Raw genomic sequence first — 16,149 nt, forward strand, 5'->3', positions numbered from 1 at the left:
GCGTGCGACAGCTTTCACCGCTGCGGGTGGTGTCGACGGGACTCGGGGCCGCCGCGGGACTTGGCGACGCGGTAGGCAGGCTGGCGACCGCCGGCCTCGACGTTGCCGCGCTGCCGGTCCGGGTGGGCGCACAGGTGCTCTCGGGTGAGCTCTCGCGGTCCACGCTGACCCGGAGGTGCGGGCGCGGCGACGGCCGCCTGTGGATCGAGGTGCGCGGCCTCGACGGCACGGGCGGGCCGGCACGAGGCCGCGCCGCCGTCGATGCGCTGCGGGCGCGGCCAGGGGTCACGAAGGTCAGCCTGAACCGTCCGCTGTCGCGGGTGGTCGTCGAGATCGACGAGGGCGGGGCATCGCTCGACGAGCTGTGCGCCGCGCTCGACGATATCGAAAACCCCGACGGTGTAAGCGATTCCAGGCGTGCCGAAAGCTTGCCGGGCGACGGGTTGCTGCTGGCCACCCGCGGCGCGATGGTTGCGGTCAACGCCGCCGGGTTCGCGGTCGCGGTGGCCGGTCGGGCGTTGCGACTGCCGGCGGCCCCGATCGCCGTCGAGGCGGTGTCGGCGATCGCGAATTATCAACCGTGGGTGCGTCGCCTGCTCGAGGGCGGCATCGGCCCCGGCGCGACCGACACCGCGTTATCAATGCTGGGGACGACGGCGCATGTCGTCACGTTGTCACCGGTGAAGCTGTCGGTCGACCTGGCGATGCAGGCCTTCAAGGCCGCCGAGTGCCGGGCCGCGGCGCGGGCGTGGGCCCGTTATGAGCCGGAGTTGGCCCGGTACGCCGACGAGCCTGAGATGCAGCGGTTGCCGCGCCCGGTTCCCGCGCCGGCCGGCCCGGTCGACCGTCATGGGAAGCGTGTGGCGTGGGTGCAGCTGATCGGTGTCGGGCTGACGGGGGCCCTCACCCGCAACGTGACGATGGCCTCGAGTGCGGCGCTGGCGGCGTCGCCCAAGGCCATGCGCACTTCGCACGAGGCGTTTGCGGCCACGCTGGGCCGGGGCTTGGCGGACAAGCACGCGGTGCTGCCGCTGCGGCCGGAGGGTTTGCGCCGGCTCGACAAAGTCGATGCGCTGCTCATCGATCCGCGCGTGCTGTGCGACGAGAGGATGCGGGTGGTGCGCGTGCGCGGTGCTCGCGACGCCGAGATGCTCGCCGCCTGGACCCGCGCCCAGGAACTGCTCGACGACGGCCCGGCCCCGGGCTGGCACCCGATTCCCGTGGCTGCAACCGACGAGCAAGGGGGCAGCGATACCGTCGAAGCGCTCGTCGCACCAGCTCCTCACCCGCTCGCATCGGCCCTGATCACCCGGGCGCGTGACTCCGGGGCGCGCCTGGTGTCGGTCGACACCGACCTGCTCGGCGACTTGCGTCCCGCCTTCGACGATGTCCTGCCAGTCGGTGACGCCGGCATCGATCGTGCACTCGCCGAAGCGGTTTCGGATCTGCAACATGACGGGCACACCGTCGCGGTGCTGTCCTCGCTTGCCGCACAAGCGCTTTCGGGCGCCGACGTGGCGTTGGGAATCAGTCCGAGCGCAGGCGGGCCGCCGCCCTGGAATGCGGACCTGATGCTGGACGACCTGGCCGGAGCGTGGCGGGTGTTGCATGCGTTGCCCGCGGCCCGAACGGCGAGTCAGCAGGGTATCGCGATATCCGTGGGTGCTTCGGCGCTGGGCGCGCTGTTCATGGTGCCCGGGGTGCGCCGGTTGCGCGGGCCTGGCCCGGTGACCGTCGGCGCCGTCGCGGGAATCCTGTCCGGATACCTGTTGGCCCGCAGCGCGATTCACGCTTCGACACCCCGGCCGGCGCCGGCCTACGAGTGGCACGCGATGTCGGCTGAGCAGGTCCGCGAGGTGTTGGCGGCATTGCATGACCCCGAGGAGTCCTCGGCCGCGACCGAGCCCGCATCGGAGGGCACGCGGTTCCCCGCCGCGGCGTGGGAGTTCGCCAGGGCCGCCGCCGCGGAACTGACCGGTGATCCGTTGACGCCGATCCTCGGGTTGTGTTCGGCGGCAACAGCGCTGCTGGGCTCACCGGCCGACGCGATCATGGTCGGGGCCGTGTTGACCGGAAACGCCTTGCTGTCGACCGCCCAACAGCTGCGGGCCGAGAACCGGCTGAACCGCCTGCTCGCCCAGCAGGCCCCGCCTGCCCGCGTCGTCACCCCGGGTACGAATGCCGCGCGCGGCTACCGCCAAGTCGTCGTCGAGCAGCTGCGGCCCGGCGACGTGATCGAGGTGCGCAGCGACGAGGTGGTGCCCGCCGACGCTCGGGTGATCGAGGCGCACGACCTCGAGGTCGACGAGTCCTCCCTGACCGGTGAATCGCTGTCGGTCCAGAAGCAGGTCGAGGCCACGCCCGGGGCCGAACTGGCCGAGCGCCGCTGCATGATCTACGCCGGAACCACCGTGGTGGCCGGCACAGCGGTGGCGGTGGTGACCGCCGTCGGGGCTGACACCCAGACCCGCCGCGCGGCCGAACTGGCCTCCGGTGACCTGCCGACCGTCGGCCTGCACCATCAGCTCAGCCGACTGATGAGACGCGCGTTCCCGTTCAGCGCGGGCGGCGGCGTTCTGGTCGGCGGGCTCAGCCTGTTGCGCGCCGGCGGGCTGCGCCAAGCGCTGGGCAGCGCCATCGCAGTCGCCGTGGCGGCCGTCCCCGAGGGCATGCCGCTGATGGCCACCCTTGCCCAATCGGCCTCGGCGCAACGGCTGGGCGAATGCGGGGCGCTCGTCCGGGTGCCGCGGGCGACCGAGGCGCTCGGGCGCGTCGAGGTGGTCTGCTTCGACAAGACCGGAACGCTGAGCGAGAACCGACTTCGCGTCGCCGAGGTGCACCCGATTATGGGGCATTCCCGCGAGGACGTTTTGCGGTGCGCCGCCCAGGCCGCACCGGCCGACGACGGCAACCCGCACGTGCACGCCACCGACGAGGCCATCATCAAGGCGGCCGACGCGGTGGCGGATGCCGGTTCGCGGCCCGAACCCGACGCGCATCTGCCGTTCCGGTCCGGCCGGGCTTTCTCGGCCTCGGTGACGGGCACGCAGCTGACCGTCAAGGGCGCACCCGAAGTGGTCTTGGCGGCGTGCGGTGACGTCGGCGCAGACGTGGACGACGCGGTCACCGCCCTGACGACCGCGGGACTGCGAACGATCGCCGTGGCACAGCGCCGCCTGACCGCGGCACAGGCGCGGTCGGCGCGGAAAGACCCCGACCGCATCACCGCGGTGTGCGGCGCCGGGCTGACGCTCACCGGATTCCTCGGCCTCTCGGACACCCCGCGCCCCCAGGCGCCACAGTTGCTGGCCGCCCTGGCCGACCGTGGCGTGGCGATCCGGCTGATCACCGGCGACCATCCCGTCACCGCCACCGCGATCGCCCGCGAGCTGGGGGTCACGGTGTGCGCCAACGAGGTGATCACCGGGTCCGAATGGAACGCCCTGTCCCGGCAGGATCAGCAGCGCGCAGTGACCGAACGGGTGATCTTCGCCCGGATGTCGCCGGAGAACAAGGTGCAGGTCGTCCAGACGCTCGAGCGCGCCGGGCGGGTGTGCGCCATGGTCGGCGACGGCGCCAACGACGCCGCCGCGATCCGGGCGGCGAGCGTCGGTGTCGGTGTGGTCGCGCGCGGCAGCGACTCCGCGCACACGACCGCCGACCTGGTGCTCACCGACGGGCGCATCGAGACGCTCGTCGCCGCCATCGACGAGGGCCGCCGACTGTGGCGCGGAGTCCAGGCGGCCGTGGCCGGCCTGCTCGGCGGCAACGCCGGCGAGGTGATCTTCTCCGTCATCGGCACGGCGATCGCCGGGACCTCGCCGCTGAACACCCGCCAGCTGCTGCTGATCAACACGCTCACCGACGCGCTACCCGCGACCGCCGTCGCCGTCAGCACGCCCGCGGGGCCGGTGCGACGCGTCGGGAGCGGCATCGACGAACGCGCGCTCATGCGAACCGTGGCCGCGCGCGGAGCGCTCACCGCCACCGCCGCCACGACGGCCTGGGTGATGGCCTCGGTCACCGGGCTACCGCAGCGGGCCTCCACGGTCGCGCTGATCTCGTTGGTCGCGGTCGAGCTGGGCCAGACGGTGGTCGACTCGCACGCGCCGCTGGTGCTGCTCACCGCGGCCGGCTCGTTCGCAGCTTTCACCGCGATGATCAGCACCCCGGGGATCAGCCAACTCCTGGGCTGCACACCGGTCGGCCCTTTGGGCTGGGCACAGGGGCTGGGCACCGCCGCGGCCGCGGTCCTCGCCGTCGCCGCCACGAATCAATTGCGGTCGGGCCGCCGCGACCAGGAGTCGCCGCTCACCGATGACCCGGAACTCGATGAGCCCGCAAAATCGGCTCCACAACCACCGCCGCACAGCGGCCCGCGGGCGCCGCATACCGCGATTCTGATGGCTCCCGCTAAGGCCGCGCGTGCGCTGAAATTGGTGGATCGACAACAGCATCGGATTTCGCTAGAGGTCGTCACCGATCGCCCGTGAGACCTTCAGTGGCGGTCACCGCGCGGCGTTATGAACACGCCTTCCGCGGTGACCGTGATTCCCTGGCTATCGGTGATCTGCCCCTTCGCGAAGGTCTTCACGCCCTCGACGCGGTCGACCCACGCTTCTGCCCGCACCAGACCTAGCGGAGTGCCCCGGACATAGCGCAGCGTGAGCGTGCCGGTATAGGCCGGTCGGCCGGGTTCGTGCGCGGTCGCGCCCAGGATGTGATCGAGGACCAACGCGCACACTCCCCCATGGACGTGTCCCGGTGGCCCTTCGTACGCGGCGCCCAATGTGATCTCGGTCCACACCACACCACCGGCGCCGCGGTGAATTGTCGGCGGAGGAGCGACCGGGTTGCGTGCGCCGATCATGACGTTGCCGGAGGTCACGGGTTGGCCGTCGACCGGATCGCGAACACCGAATGACCCCGGCATGAGGCTTTCGCTCAATTGCTCCACCGCGCAATCGATGTGCGTCTTCGCCGCCGCAACGGTACCGGCGCCGGCCTCGGTGCGGATCGTCGCGTCGATCAGTCGGCGAACGGACTGGGCGAGCGGCTCATACTCCGGTGCGTCGCTGCCATTGTTTGCGGTCACTTTTTCGTTCGCCCGCTCATGTCGCCTTCTGCGTAAGCCCGGCGTCCACCACGAGCTGGGTGCCCGTGATGTAGCGGGCCTCGTCTGAGGCCAGGAACACCACGGCGTTCGCCACGTCGACTGGCTCCACCCACGGCACCGGCAGCAGGTTGCGCGCCCGCAGCACTTCCGCCGCGTCCGCGGCGGTGGGGTTCTCGAGGTCTGGGCGTAAGCGTCGAAACGTCCTGTCGTTGAGCACCATCGGGGTCGCGACCGCCCCGGGATGAACCGTGTTGACCCGGACGCCGGAAGGCCCGAGTTCGTTCGCGAGAGTGCGAGCCAGCCCCACCACCGCGTGCTTGCTCGCGGTGTAATGCGCCGTATTGGGCGTCCCGCGAAGACCATTGGTCGAACTGATGATCACGATGGCGCCACCCTCACCGATGTGCGGTACGCCAGCCTTGACCGTGTGCCATACGCCGGTCAGGTTGATGTCGAGCGTGCGATGCCAGTCCTGGGGGTCGAGTTCCCATGTGGGGCCGCCCGCGATATGGATCCCCGCGTTGGCGACGATGACGTCGAGTCGCCCCAACTCGGTGACGCCGGCGTTAACGGCCTTCGCCACGGCCTCCAGGTCACTAACGTCGGCAACGCCCGGCACGCAGCGTCGACCGCGGTTTTCGACATCCTTTGCGGTGTCGAGCAACTCGGTGCTGGCTGCGGCGGCATCGAGCGCGATCACATTTGCGCCCTCGTCGGCGACGCGCTGGCAATGCACCCGTCCCGTACCTTTGGCGGCACCGGTGACCAGCACTACCTTGTCAAGCAGTCTCTTCATCGTGGCCTCTTGACGAGATCAAAGCCCGGGTACCCGGTCCCGGCCACCTCGTCGCAGATGTCGTTATAAGTGGCGAATCCGCCGACGAATAGCATGAATCCCCTTGGTTTTCCGGGCACGTTGGCGCCCATGTACCAGGACTCCGCCTTGGTGAACAGCGTGGCCTCGGCAAGGCGGGCGCATTCGGCTCCCCAGCCGTCGACGGCGTCGCGGGTCGCTTCGATCGCGGAAAGCCCGTGGGCATCGAGGTAAGCAATGGCTGCGGCGATCCAATTCACCTGCGCCTCGGCATGCAGCACCATGTTCGCCAGCACGGCGGGCGCCCCGGGGCCGGAGATCAGGAACAGGTTGGGAAATCCGTCGACGGCGAGCCCCAGGTAGGTGCGCGGTCCCTGGGCCCAGTCGTCCCGCAACCGACGACCACCGCGTCCGACGATGTCGATCTTGGCCAGCGCACCGGTGAGGGCGTCGAAACCCGTCGCCAGCACGATCATGTCGACGTCGTAGTGCGCGCCAGCGGTTCTGATCCCCGTGGTGTCCACGGATTCGATCGGTGTGTCGCGCACGCTGATGAGCGAGACGTTCGGCCGGTTGAAGGTGCTGAAGTAATTGCTGTCGGTGCAGATCCGCTTCGTACCGATCGGGTGATCAGTGGGAATAAGCAGGTCGGCCAGCGCCGGGTCGTCGATGACCGCGCGCACCCTCTCCTCGTAAAACTTCCGGGCTTCTTCGTTGGCGGTCAAGTCGGTCATCTGGTCCGGGAACGTCTTCGAGAACAGCACACCGCCCAGCTGCCAACGCTTCTCGAACGCCGCCCGGCGTTCCTCCGGCGTGAACTCCATGGTCGGCTTCGGCGCCGTGATGTGTGGTGACCCGCCGCCGCTGCGCCACGAGAGCCGCCGCCGTTCTGCGTAGTTCGCCTTGATGTCGTCGAGTTCCCTTTTGAGCAACGGCTTATTGCCGGCCGGGACACTGTAGTTGGGCGTGCGCTGGAAGACGAAGAGATGCTCGGCGTGTTCGGCGATGATCGGAATCGATTGAATGCCAGACGAACCGGTGCCGATGACGGCGACCCGCTTTCCCGTGAAATCGACGGCATGCTGTGGCCACGCGGCGGTGTGGTAAATCTCGCCTGCGAACGACTCGAGGCCGTGGAAGTTTGGCGTCAAAGCGGCTGACAGCGGGCCCGTCGCCATCAGGCAGAACCGGGCGGACAGCACCTCGTCGCGGTCGGTGGTAACCGCCCAGCGCAGCGTTGTTTCGTGTAGTGCCAAGGACACGACGCGAGTGCGGAAAGCGATGTCACGGCGCAGGTCGAGTTTGTCGGCCACCCAGTTCAGGTACGCGAGGATCTCCGCCTGGGTCGCGTACTTCTCGGTCCAGTTCCACTCTTGCTGCAGTTCATCGGAGAAGGAATAGCAGTAATCGACGCTTTCGACGTCACAGCGCGCCCCCGGATAGCGGTTGTAGTACCAGGTGCCGCCCAGCTCCGGCGCCGCCTCCAGGACCCGCACCGACAGTCCCTGACCGCGCAGCTTGTGCAGGGCGTAGAGGCCGGCGAACCCTGCGCCGACCACGACGACGTCGACCAGCTCCGCGCTACTCACAGGCACGGACGGTATGGCCTGCCACCTCGACCGCCGGGGCCGGTTCCCGGTCACCGGACACTGAGGTGACGTTGTCTCGGCCTTGAGCACCGCGGTGCAATTCTGAGCGCTTTTGCTTCCGCTCATCGGGAAGCGCTTCGGCTGAGGCACGAACTGCGGTAGACCATTACTAAGCCCCAGACGTAAAGGACACCAACATGAGCGAACGGGTACTCGACCGGGTCGTGGCGATGGCGGACCAGTTGCGCGACCAGGCCCCCGAGGCCGAGCGGATCGGCCGGCTCACCGATGACACGGTCAAGCTGATGAAGGGCGCCGGCCTGATCCGGCTGCTGCAAACCAAGCAATATCAGGGCTTCGAGGTCCATCCCCGCGAGTTCGCCGAGACGACGATGGCGACCGCGGCGCTGGACCCGGCGGCCGGCTGGATTGTCGGCGTGGTCGGCGTGCACCCCTACCAGTTGGCCTACGCGGACCCGAGGGTCGCCGCCGAAATCTGGGCCGACGACGTCGACACGTGGATGGCCTCGCCATACGCCCCGCAGGGGGTGGCCAAACCCGTCGACGGCGGCTACATCTTCAACGGCCGCTGGCAGTTCAGCTCGGGCACCGACCACTGCGACTGGATCATCCTGGGCGCGATGCTGGGCGACGACAAGGGCATTCCGATCATGCCGCCGCAGATGCTGCATATGATCCTGCCGCGCACGGACTACGAGATCGTTGAGGACTCGTGGAACGTGGTGGGGCTGCGTGGAACCGGCTCCAAGGACGTCATCGTCAAGGATGCGTTCGTCCCGTCCTACCGGACGATGGACGCGACAAAGGTGATGGACGGCACCGCCCAGCGCGAGGCGGGCATGACCGAGCCGCTGTATCTGATGCCGTGGTCGACGATGTTCCCGCTGGGCATCTCGGCTGCGACGATCGGCATCGCCGAGGGGGCGCTCGCCGCGCACCTGGACTACCAGCGCGAGCGCGTCGGCGCCACCGGCACCGCGATCAAGGACGACCCCTACGTCATGTTCGCCATCGGCGAGGCGGCCGCCGACGTCAATGCCGCCCGCCAGGAACTGCTGGCCAACGCCGACCGCATCTACGACATGGTCGCCGCGGGCAAGGAGGTGTCGTTCGCCGACCGCGCGGCCGGCCGGCGCACCCAGATCCGTGCGGTGTGGCGCGCGGTGGCGGCGGTCGACGAGATCTTCGCCCGCTCGGGCGGCAACGCAGCCCGGATGGACAAGCCGCTGCAACGGTATTGGCGCGATGTGCACGTCGGCCAGCTGCACGCCATCCACATGCCGGGCACGACCTATCACGCGTCGGCGCTGAGTTCGCTGGGTATCGATCCGCCCGAGGGCCCCCTGCGGGCTTTGATCTAGGAGAGCACGTTGACCGACCTGAAAAGCCTGGGCTACATCACCATTTCGACCAACGACATCGACCGCTGGCGGCAATTCGCCTTCGGTGTACTGGGTTTCGCCGAGGGCAAGGGTCCCGACCCGGAGGCGCTCTACTTGCGGATGGACGAGCGCGCCGCCCGGCTCATCGTGGTGCCCGGTGAGACCGACCGGGTGCTGACCGTCGGCTGGGAGGTCCGTGACCGCCCAGCGCTGCAACGGGTCAAGGCGACCCTGGACGCCGCGGGGACCCCGTTCAAGCAACTGTCCGCCGACGAGGCCGAGGCCCGCCGCGTGGAAGAGGTGATCACGTTCGAGGACCCGGCCGGCACCGCGCTCGAGGTCTTCCATGGCGCGGTGCTCGACCACAGCCCCGTCGTCACCCCGTTCGGTGCGAAATTCGTCACCGGCGACCAGGGCCTGGGCCATGTGGTCGTGCCGGCGACCGACCCGGGCGGGCTGTTCGACTTTTACACCGAGGTGCTGGGTTTCCGCGCCCGCGGCGCGTTCCGGGTGCCGCTGCCGAAAGAGTTTGGGCCCGTGCGGGTTCGCTTCCTTGGCATCAACGAACGCCACCACAGCCTGGCGATCGTGCCTGCCGCACATCAGCGCGACCCCCGCCTGGTGCACATCATGGTGGAGGTCGACAGCCTCGACGCCGTCGGCCAGGCGCTGGACCGCGTGAACGCCGAGGGCTTCCAGCTGTCCTCCACGCTGGGCCGGCACACCAACGACAAGATGGTGTCGTTCTACGTCCGCGCGCCCGGTGACTGGGACATCGAGTTCGGCACCGACGGCATGCGCGTCGACGAAACCTATTACACCGCAGAGGAAATCACCGCCGACAGCTACTGGGGCCACCAGTGGATCGGCGAAATGCCCGCGGCCATGCGGCTATGACGCCGGATACCGAGGTCACGCCGGTCCCGGCCGCGTCAATCACGTCGTGGGATGACGAGGCCGACGTGGTCATCGCCGGCTACGGGGTGGCCGGCGCCGCCGCGGCGGTGGAGGCGGCGCGCTCCGGCGCCGACGTGCTGGTGTTGGAACGCACCGGGTCCTGGGGCGGGGCGGCGGCGATGGCCGGCGGGTTCATCTACCTCGGCGGGGGAACGCCCCTGCAAAAGGCCTGTGGCTTCGACGATTCCGTCGACAACATGGTGGCTTTTCTCAACGTCGCGATGGGGCCCGGTGCCGACGAGAAGCGGATCGCCGACTACTGCGCCGGCAGCGTCGCCCACTTCGACTGGCTGGTCGGTTGCGGCGTTCCGTTCAAGGCGGAGTTCTTTTCCGAGCCCGGCTGGGAACCAATGGGTGACCAGGGCCTGATGTACAGCGGCGGCGAAAACGCTTATCCGTTCAACACGATCGCCTCCCCCGCCCCGCGCGGGCACGTCCCGCAGATGTCGAACAAGAAGCAGGGCGAAGCCAGCGCGGGCTACATGCTGATGAAGCCGCTCGTCGAGACCGCCACCGCCGCCGGCGCACGCGCGCTCTACGACGTGCGGGTCCAGCGCCTCATCGTCGAAGCCGATGGCAGGGTGGTCGGGATCCGCGCGCGACAGTACGGCAACGACATTGCGGTCCGGGCGCGCAAGGGTGTGGTGCTTGCGACCGGCAGCTTCGCCTACAACGACGCGATGGTGGCCCGTTACGCCCCGCGAATCGCGGGCCGCCCGGCCGCATCCATCGAGCAGCACGACGGGCAGGCGATCCGCATGGCCCAGGCGTTGGGCGCCGATTTGGCGCACATGGACGCCACCGAGGTCGCAATGTTCATCGACCCCCAGCAACTGGTGCGCGGCATCCTGGTCAACGGTCGCGGCCAGCGCTACGTCGCCGAGGACACCTACCCGGGACGCATCGGCCAGCTCACGCTCTACCAGCAGGACAACACCGCCTTCCTGATCATCGACGACGACGCCCAGCAAGAGGCGATGGCGTCGTGGTCGCCGAAGTTCATGCTGCGCCCGGCGACCTGGGTGGCCGACACCGTCGCCGACCTGGAACGCGAGATGGGCCTGGCGCCGGGTTCCCTGCAGGCGACCGTCGCCGCCTACAACGAGGGCGCCGCTCGGGGCGAGGACCCGCTGCTGCACAAGAAGCCGGAGTGGTTGAAGCCCATCGGTTCCCCGGTCGGCGCCATCGACTTGCGCGAGAACACCGGCGGTTTCACCCTGGGCGGCCTGGCCACCACGCTGGACGCGGAGGTGCTCCACGTCAGCGGAGAACCAATTCCCGGTCTCTTCGCCGCCGGGCGCTGCACCGCCGGACTGGCCGCGTGGGGCTACGCCAGCGGTATCTCGCTCGGTGACGGCAGCTTCTACGGCCGCCGCGCGGGCCGATCCGCGGCCAAGGGCTGAGCCCAGCCGCGGCCGCGAGCGTAAGCACACTGCGAAAAATCACTCAGGAATTCGCAGTGTGCTTACGCTCGCGCGCTGAAAGATCCCGTCCAGCGGTTTCCGCGCGTCGTGTGACAGCGACCACAGCGCTGTGGTAGAACTATGTTCCTAATAGGAATATATCGGTCAGGCACGTTTGGAGGATCGATGTCAGGTACCGCTGAACCCGCTACCCCCACGGCAGTCATCGACCGCATATCGCTCGTTCTCGACGCGTTCGAGGGTCCGGGGCGGCTCACCCTGGCGCAGATCGTCAGGCGCACCGGCCTGCCGCGCTCGTCGGCGCATCGAATGCTCGAACGCCTGGTGCAGCTGCGCTGGCTGCGCCGCAGCGGTCGCGATTATGAGTTGGGCATGCGACTCGTCGAGCTCGGATCGCTCGCCGTGCATCAAGACCGGCTGGTGCGGGCGGCCGGCCCGTTGCTGGGTGAATTGCACCGCGCCACCGGCCTTGTCGTGCACCTGGCCGTGCTCGACGGCCCCGACGTTGTGTACCTGGACAAGATCGGTGACCAAAGAATCCCCACCCGGGTGGGTAGTCGCCAACCCGCCCACTGCACTGCAGTCGGCAAGGCGATCCTCGCCTATCGCGATGAGGATGCCGAGCTCGATCTGCGGGTTCGGAAGACGAGATACTCGATATCCAGCGGCACCCAGCTGGCCGTCGAGCTAGCCAAGGTGCGGGCCCACGGCGTCGCGTTCGAGCGCGAGGAGTCACTGCTCGGCTTCGGCTGCGTGGCGGCACCGATCGGCGGACCGAGTGAGGCGGTGGCCGCCGTGTCGGTGTGCGGTCCAATGAACCGCATGATGTTCGACCAGCGACTGACGGCCCCGGTGCGCATGACCGCGATGGGCATCTGGCGCAACGTCGAAGACGGCCCGCAACGCGTCGCTCCAACCCTGCAGCCGCTGCGCCCGCTGCGTCCCGCAGGTCCGGCGACGCGGCCCGCCCTCCAGTACGCGTGAGCGCGCGCGCATGTCAGACGGCCACGTCTTCGTGATCGACCGGGTGGTTACCCGGCCCGGCTGTGCTCGACGGTTCGTCGACGCCTACCTCGCCGAGTACGCCCCCGGCGCACGGGAGCGTGGGATGACATTGCGCGATGTTCTGGTCAGCCCGCCGATCTGGTTCGATGACGAAACCAACATCGTGACGATCACCTGGACGCTGCCCACCGTGCGGGCGTGGTGGGAGATGACGTGGAAGGGCAGGCCGGACCCGGCCCTCGGCGAATGGTGGTGCAACCTAACCGAACTCGTGCAGGAGCGGTCGCGATCGTTCGCCGCGGCCCCCGAGGACGTGGACCGGCTTTGCGATGTTTAGCGTCACCAGGTTGTTAGACGTCGTCGAAGATGAACGCGACCGGATGCTCACCGCGTTGCGGGCGGCCGCCCGCGGCGCCCGAGCGTTGCGCTGGGTGGTGCAGCCGACTTTGCCGGGGGCGCGTAACGGCGGAGACATCTTGCTGCACCTGAGGTTCGATGCCGAAGACCGGGCCGGTCTCGCCCTAAGGCGATTCACCCCTCTTCTCACCGACTTCGCAGTCACCCGGGTCAACGGCGCGAACTATTCGGGTAGGCCCGTTCGCCGCAGCGACACCCCGGGCGCGGTGTATCGCGCACTGTTGCTTCGGGTGTCCCCCGATACGCCGGCCGCCACGGTCGCCCGCTTCGAACACGAACTGTCCTCGATGGCGCGCTATGTCTCGTCCATCCGCGCATGGCAACTGAGCCGAGTGTCCGAGAGCCTGGGCACCTCCGCCTGGACCCACGTGTTCGAGCAAGAATTCTCCGACGTCGACGGACTGATGGGGCCGTATTTGATGCATCCGATCCACTGGGCCGTCGTGGACCGCTGGTTCGACCCCGAGTGCCCCGACGTCATCATCCGCGACCGCGTCTGCCACAGCTTCTGTGCCTGCCACGGCCCGGTTCTCGGCTGAAGGACGAGCGTCGTGGAGGCGACGAACTCTAGAGTCCCGCGGCCCGGATATTCGGGTTGGCCGTCGGCGGTGGTGGCAGTGGCGGCAGCACCGCGGTTCCGTCCAGGCTGTGCACCGGCAGCTGCTGCGACCACGGAAAGTGCAGGCTGAACGCGACGAGCCCGGTGCGCTCGGCGGCGGGCAGGTGACACATCGCCAGCACAGTCTCGGCCAGGTATTCCACCGGCTCGGTCGGGAAGCCATAAGGAATGAGCTGAGCCGCACCGGGCGTGCGAACGGCCGTCGATGGGCCGACACAGTTCACGGCGATGTTGGCATCGAGCAATTCGGCGGCGACGCCCTGGGTGAAGCGATGCAGCGCGGCCTTGCATGATGCGTAGATCACGTCGCCGGAAGTCTTGTTGTAGTCGCGATACGGTCGCACCGGGGCGACGCCGGTCACCGAGCCGATGTTGACGATCCAGCCTGCGCCCTGCTTGCGCATCTGCGGCACAGTGGCTTTCGTCAAGACGAACGGCGTGCGCAGGTAGTGCTCCACCGTGCGGTCGAACGTTTCCAGACTCATGTCCTCCACCAGGGCGTAGTCCGCGAAACCTGCACTATTGACCAGGACGTCGATGCGTCCGGTCCGATCGAGCACCTCGTCGATCAGCCCGTCGCGCTGCCCGGCATCCTCGAGATCGGCCGCCACGGCGAAAGCCTTCCCTCCCGCGGCCTCGATCAACTCGACCGTCTCGCCGATGGTGCCGGAAAGCGTGGTGGCCGCCCCACCGCGGATGGACGACGACACGGTGTGTGAACGGGCAGTGACTGCCACGGTGGCGCCTTCGGCAGCCAAGCGCTGGGCGATCGCCCGGCCGATCCCGCGGCTACTGCCCGTGACCAAAGCCGTCCTACCGGAGAGCAACTCGCTCATCGCAACTCGAAATCGTTCTCAACCGGTGCACGGTGATCACGCCATACGTCGAGCAGCCGATATGGGAAGGCCGTCACGATCCGCCCGCCGCCCGAACGGTAGTACGTGTGCGCGGCCGGGGTGTGACACCACACCGTGCCCTGCATCGTCGCGTCGATGTCGGCGACGTAGTCGTCGTAAGCGCGCTGCTTCACTTCGATCGTCGACGCCGCTCGCAGCGCCATGAGCTGGAGGCATTCCATGACGTAGTGCACCATCACCTCGACGCCGAAATTGTGGCCCGCGCCGTGTCCCGGGCTGTAATTGGGCGCCGACGAGATGAACAAATTGGGGAACCCGGGGACGGTCCCACCCCGGTAAGCCCGGGGTCGATTGCCCCACTCGTCGGCCAGCCTTTTGCCGTCTCGCCCCTGAATGTCCATGGTGGACAGGAAATCCAGATGGTAGCCGGTCGCGTAAACGATGACGTCCAAGTCGATCTGCCGACCGTCGGGCGTCACGATGCCCGCCTGGTTGACTCGGGCCGGCTCGCTGGCTTCGACGTCGACGTGCTCGCGGGCCAGCGCCGCATAATATCCGCCGGGATCGCGAATGATCCGCTTGCCGTACGGCGCGAAATCCGGCGTGACCTTCCGGGCCAGTTCGCTACCGGCGCCGAAGACATCGTCGATGTACTTCAGGCACATCTGCAGCAGCGCGTCGTTGGCAGGCGAGATGGACAGATGGCCGGCCGCCCATTCGGGGTCGTACAAGATCACGGGGTAGTTGTTGTCCGCGGTTCCCCAATAGGATTTGAGCCGAATCCAGTTGGCGTAGAAGGGCAACCGGGTGCCCAGCCATCGCTGATAGTCGGGCACCTCATCGGTCAGCCGCCGCCGCGGCGCCACCCAGTGCGGCTGGCGCTGGAACACCGTCAGGTGCGACACCTGGTCGACGCAAGCGTCGACGATCTGCACCGCCGTGCATCCCGCACCGATGATGGCAACCCGCTTGCCGGTCAGATCTAGACCGGGATCCCATTGCGCCGAATGGACTTCGACTCCGGCGAAGGTGCCCCTTCCATTCAGTTGCGGCCAGCGTGGCCGGTTGAGGTAGCCGGCGGCGGGGATCACCACATTGGCGTAGCTGATCTCACGGGCACCGCCGGGACCCAGCGCACTGATCTGCCACTGATGACGCTCGTCGTCCCACCGAAGGGCTTCGATCTCGGTACCGAAGCGGGTGCGTTGCCGCAGTTCGTACTTGTCGGCCACCGATACCAGATAGGACTGATACTCCGGCCCCATCGGGTAATAGCTGGACCAGTCGCCGTTGATGTCGCGCGACAACGAGTAGTACGCCGAAGGGGTGTCCACACCGATTCCGGGATAGGTGGTCGTGTACCAGGTGCCGCCGACCTCGTCGTGACGGTCGAAGATCTGGTAGTCCACGCCGGCGTCGGCCAACTCCAGCGCGGCGGTCAATCCCGCAATACCGGCGCCGATGATCGCCACCCGGAAGTCGTCGGGGAGCTTCGCGGTGCGCGGCAGCACCGGCTGTGGCGGTTGGAATCCGCCCTGCTCCAACAGCAGCGGGATGTATTCGGGGTCGATCGTTCCGCCAAGTGCGACCGGCGCGATCCGCGCGAACAGGTCGGGGTCATCGGCACGGGAGGCGTGAAGAGACCGGCGCATCTGCAGCGCGGTGACCACTGCCTCGACGATGGCCGCCCTCGTCTCCGGGTCGGTCGTGCCCGCCTGCTCCGGCGGGTCGGGCACGTGGGTGATCTTCGGCGCGAAGCGGTCGACCACCCCGGGGTCACCGGTGAGTTGCGTCAGCACCGCGACGAGCACGCCGGGGTCGGCCTGAACCAGGTTGGCCCGCAGCTCGTCGCTATCGACACCCACGCGCCCGGTGCGGTCGACTCTCGCGGTTGCGCCAGTGCTCATGACGCCGAGTATCGCCGCCGCCCAGCGCCATCGGGCAGCCC

Annotated in this window: 12 protein-coding genes; 7 read left to right on the top strand and 5 right to left on the bottom strand. The window is 68.4% G+C overall.

What is annotated here, in order from left to right:
- Positions 1–2: 2 nt before the first annotated feature.
- Complete coding sequence (locus H7J89_RS00605) at positions 3–4,493, top strand: HAD-IC family P-type ATPase (protein ID WP_372513680.1); 4,491 nt, start codon at positions 3–5, stop codon at positions 4,491–4,493.
- Between the two features lie 5 nt (positions 4,494–4,498).
- Here H7J89_RS00605 and H7J89_RS00610 read toward each other — a convergent pair whose 3' ends face one another.
- From H7J89_RS00610 to H7J89_RS00620, 3 genes are read right to left on the bottom strand one after another with little or no spacing between them, the layout of a single operon-like run.
- Positions 4,499–5,095: a PaaI family thioesterase gene (locus tag H7J89_RS00610; protein ID WP_264035637.1), complete on the bottom strand. Its 597-nt coding sequence runs from the start codon at positions 5,093–5,095 to the stop codon at positions 4,499–4,501.
- A gap of 16 nt (positions 5,096–5,111) precedes the next feature.
- Entirely contained in the window at positions 5,112–5,912 is an 801-nt protein-coding gene (locus tag H7J89_RS00615) for a mycofactocin-coupled SDR family oxidoreductase (RefSeq protein WP_264035638.1), read from the bottom strand.
- On the bottom strand, positions 5,909–7,525 hold the full coding sequence (locus tag H7J89_RS00620) for a flavin-containing monooxygenase (protein ID WP_264035639.1): 1,617 nt from the start codon (positions 7,523–7,525) through the stop codon (positions 5,909–5,911). The genes H7J89_RS00615 and H7J89_RS00620 overlap by 4 nt, the downstream gene beginning before the upstream one ends.
- 191 nt (positions 7,526–7,716) lie before the next feature.
- Here H7J89_RS00620 and H7J89_RS00625 point away from each other — a divergent pair, with 191 nt between their 5' ends.
- The 6 genes from H7J89_RS00625 (at position 7,717) to H7J89_RS00650 (ending at position 13,264) form a co-directional block, all read left to right on the top strand.
- Positions 7,717–8,901, top strand: a complete 1,185-nt coding sequence (locus H7J89_RS00625) for an acyl-CoA dehydrogenase family protein (RefSeq protein WP_264035640.1) — start codon at positions 7,717–7,719, stop codon at positions 8,899–8,901.
- Positions 8,902–8,910: 9 nt separating this feature from the next.
- Positions 8,911–9,819 (top strand): biphenyl-2,3-diol 1,2-dioxygenase, encoded by a 909-nt coding sequence (bphC, locus tag H7J89_RS00630; RefSeq protein WP_264035641.1) that lies wholly within the window; start codon positions 8,911–8,913, stop codon positions 9,817–9,819.
- Positions 9,816–11,282 (top strand): FAD-dependent oxidoreductase, encoded by a 1,467-nt coding sequence (locus H7J89_RS00635; protein ID WP_264035642.1) that lies wholly within the window; start codon positions 9,816–9,818, stop codon positions 11,280–11,282. Before bphC ends, H7J89_RS00635 begins: the two co-directional genes overlap by 4 nt.
- 186 nt (positions 11,283–11,468) lie before the next feature.
- Positions 11,469–12,287: an IclR family transcriptional regulator gene (locus H7J89_RS00640; protein ID WP_264035643.1), complete on the top strand. Its 819-nt coding sequence runs from the start codon at positions 11,469–11,471 to the stop codon at positions 12,285–12,287.
- A gap of 10 nt (positions 12,288–12,297) precedes the next feature.
- Positions 12,298–12,645: a hypothetical protein gene (locus H7J89_RS00645; protein WP_264035644.1), complete on the top strand. Its 348-nt coding sequence runs from the start codon at positions 12,298–12,300 to the stop codon at positions 12,643–12,645.
- Positions 12,638–13,264 carry a Dabb family protein gene (locus tag H7J89_RS00650; RefSeq protein WP_264035645.1) on the top strand — a complete coding sequence of 209 codons (627 nt, stop codon included), beginning with the start codon at positions 12,638–12,640 and terminating at the stop codon, positions 13,262–13,264. The genes H7J89_RS00645 and H7J89_RS00650 overlap by 8 nt, the downstream gene beginning before the upstream one ends.
- Positions 13,265–13,292: 28 nt before the next feature.
- On the opposite strand, the gene H7J89_RS00655 is transcribed toward H7J89_RS00650, so the two are convergent.
- Both H7J89_RS00655 and H7J89_RS00660 read right to left on the bottom strand, forming a co-directional pair.
- A complete protein-coding gene (locus tag H7J89_RS00655) occupies positions 13,293–14,180 on the bottom strand; it encodes an SDR family NAD(P)-dependent oxidoreductase (RefSeq protein WP_264035647.1) in 888 nt (295 codons plus the stop codon).
- On the bottom strand, positions 14,177–16,108 hold the full coding sequence (locus tag H7J89_RS00660) for a flavin-containing monooxygenase (RefSeq protein ID WP_264035648.1): 1,932 nt from the start codon (positions 16,106–16,108) through the stop codon (positions 14,177–14,179). Before H7J89_RS00660 ends, H7J89_RS00655 begins: the two co-directional genes overlap by 4 nt.
- Between the last annotated feature and the right edge of the window lie 41 nt (positions 16,109–16,149).

Origin of the sequence: Mycobacterium paraffinicum, from assembly GCF_025822865.1 — a bacterium.
GTDB lineage: Bacteria > Actinomycetota > Actinomycetes > Mycobacteriales > Mycobacteriaceae > Mycobacterium > Mycobacterium paraffinicum.

Coding starts and splice junctions, on each gene's coding strand:
- H7J89_RS00615 (WP_264035638.1), bottom strand. CDS start 5,912: ATGAAGAGACTGCTTGACAAGGTAGTGCTGGTCACCGGTGCCGCCAAA.
- H7J89_RS00625 (WP_264035640.1), top strand. CDS start 7,717: ATGAGCGAACGGGTACTCGACCGGGTCGTGGCGATGGCGGACCAGTTG.
- H7J89_RS00635 (WP_264035642.1), top strand. CDS start 9,816: ATGACGCCGGATACCGAGGTCACGCCGGTCCCGGCCGCGTCAATCACG.
- H7J89_RS00640 (WP_264035643.1), top strand. CDS start 11,469: ATGTCAGGTACCGCTGAACCCGCTACCCCCACGGCAGTCATCGACCGC.
- H7J89_RS00645 (WP_264035644.1), top strand. CDS start 12,298: ATGTCAGACGGCCACGTCTTCGTGATCGACCGGGTGGTTACCCGGCCC.
- H7J89_RS00650 (WP_264035645.1), top strand. CDS start 12,638: ATGTTTAGCGTCACCAGGTTGTTAGACGTCGTCGAAGATGAACGCGAC.
- H7J89_RS00655 (WP_264035647.1), bottom strand. CDS start 14,180: ATGAGCGAGTTGCTCTCCGGTAGGACGGCTTTGGTCACGGGCAGTAGC.
- H7J89_RS00660 (WP_264035648.1), bottom strand. CDS start 16,108: ATGAGCACTGGCGCAACCGCGAGAGTCGACCGCACCGGGCGCGTGGGT.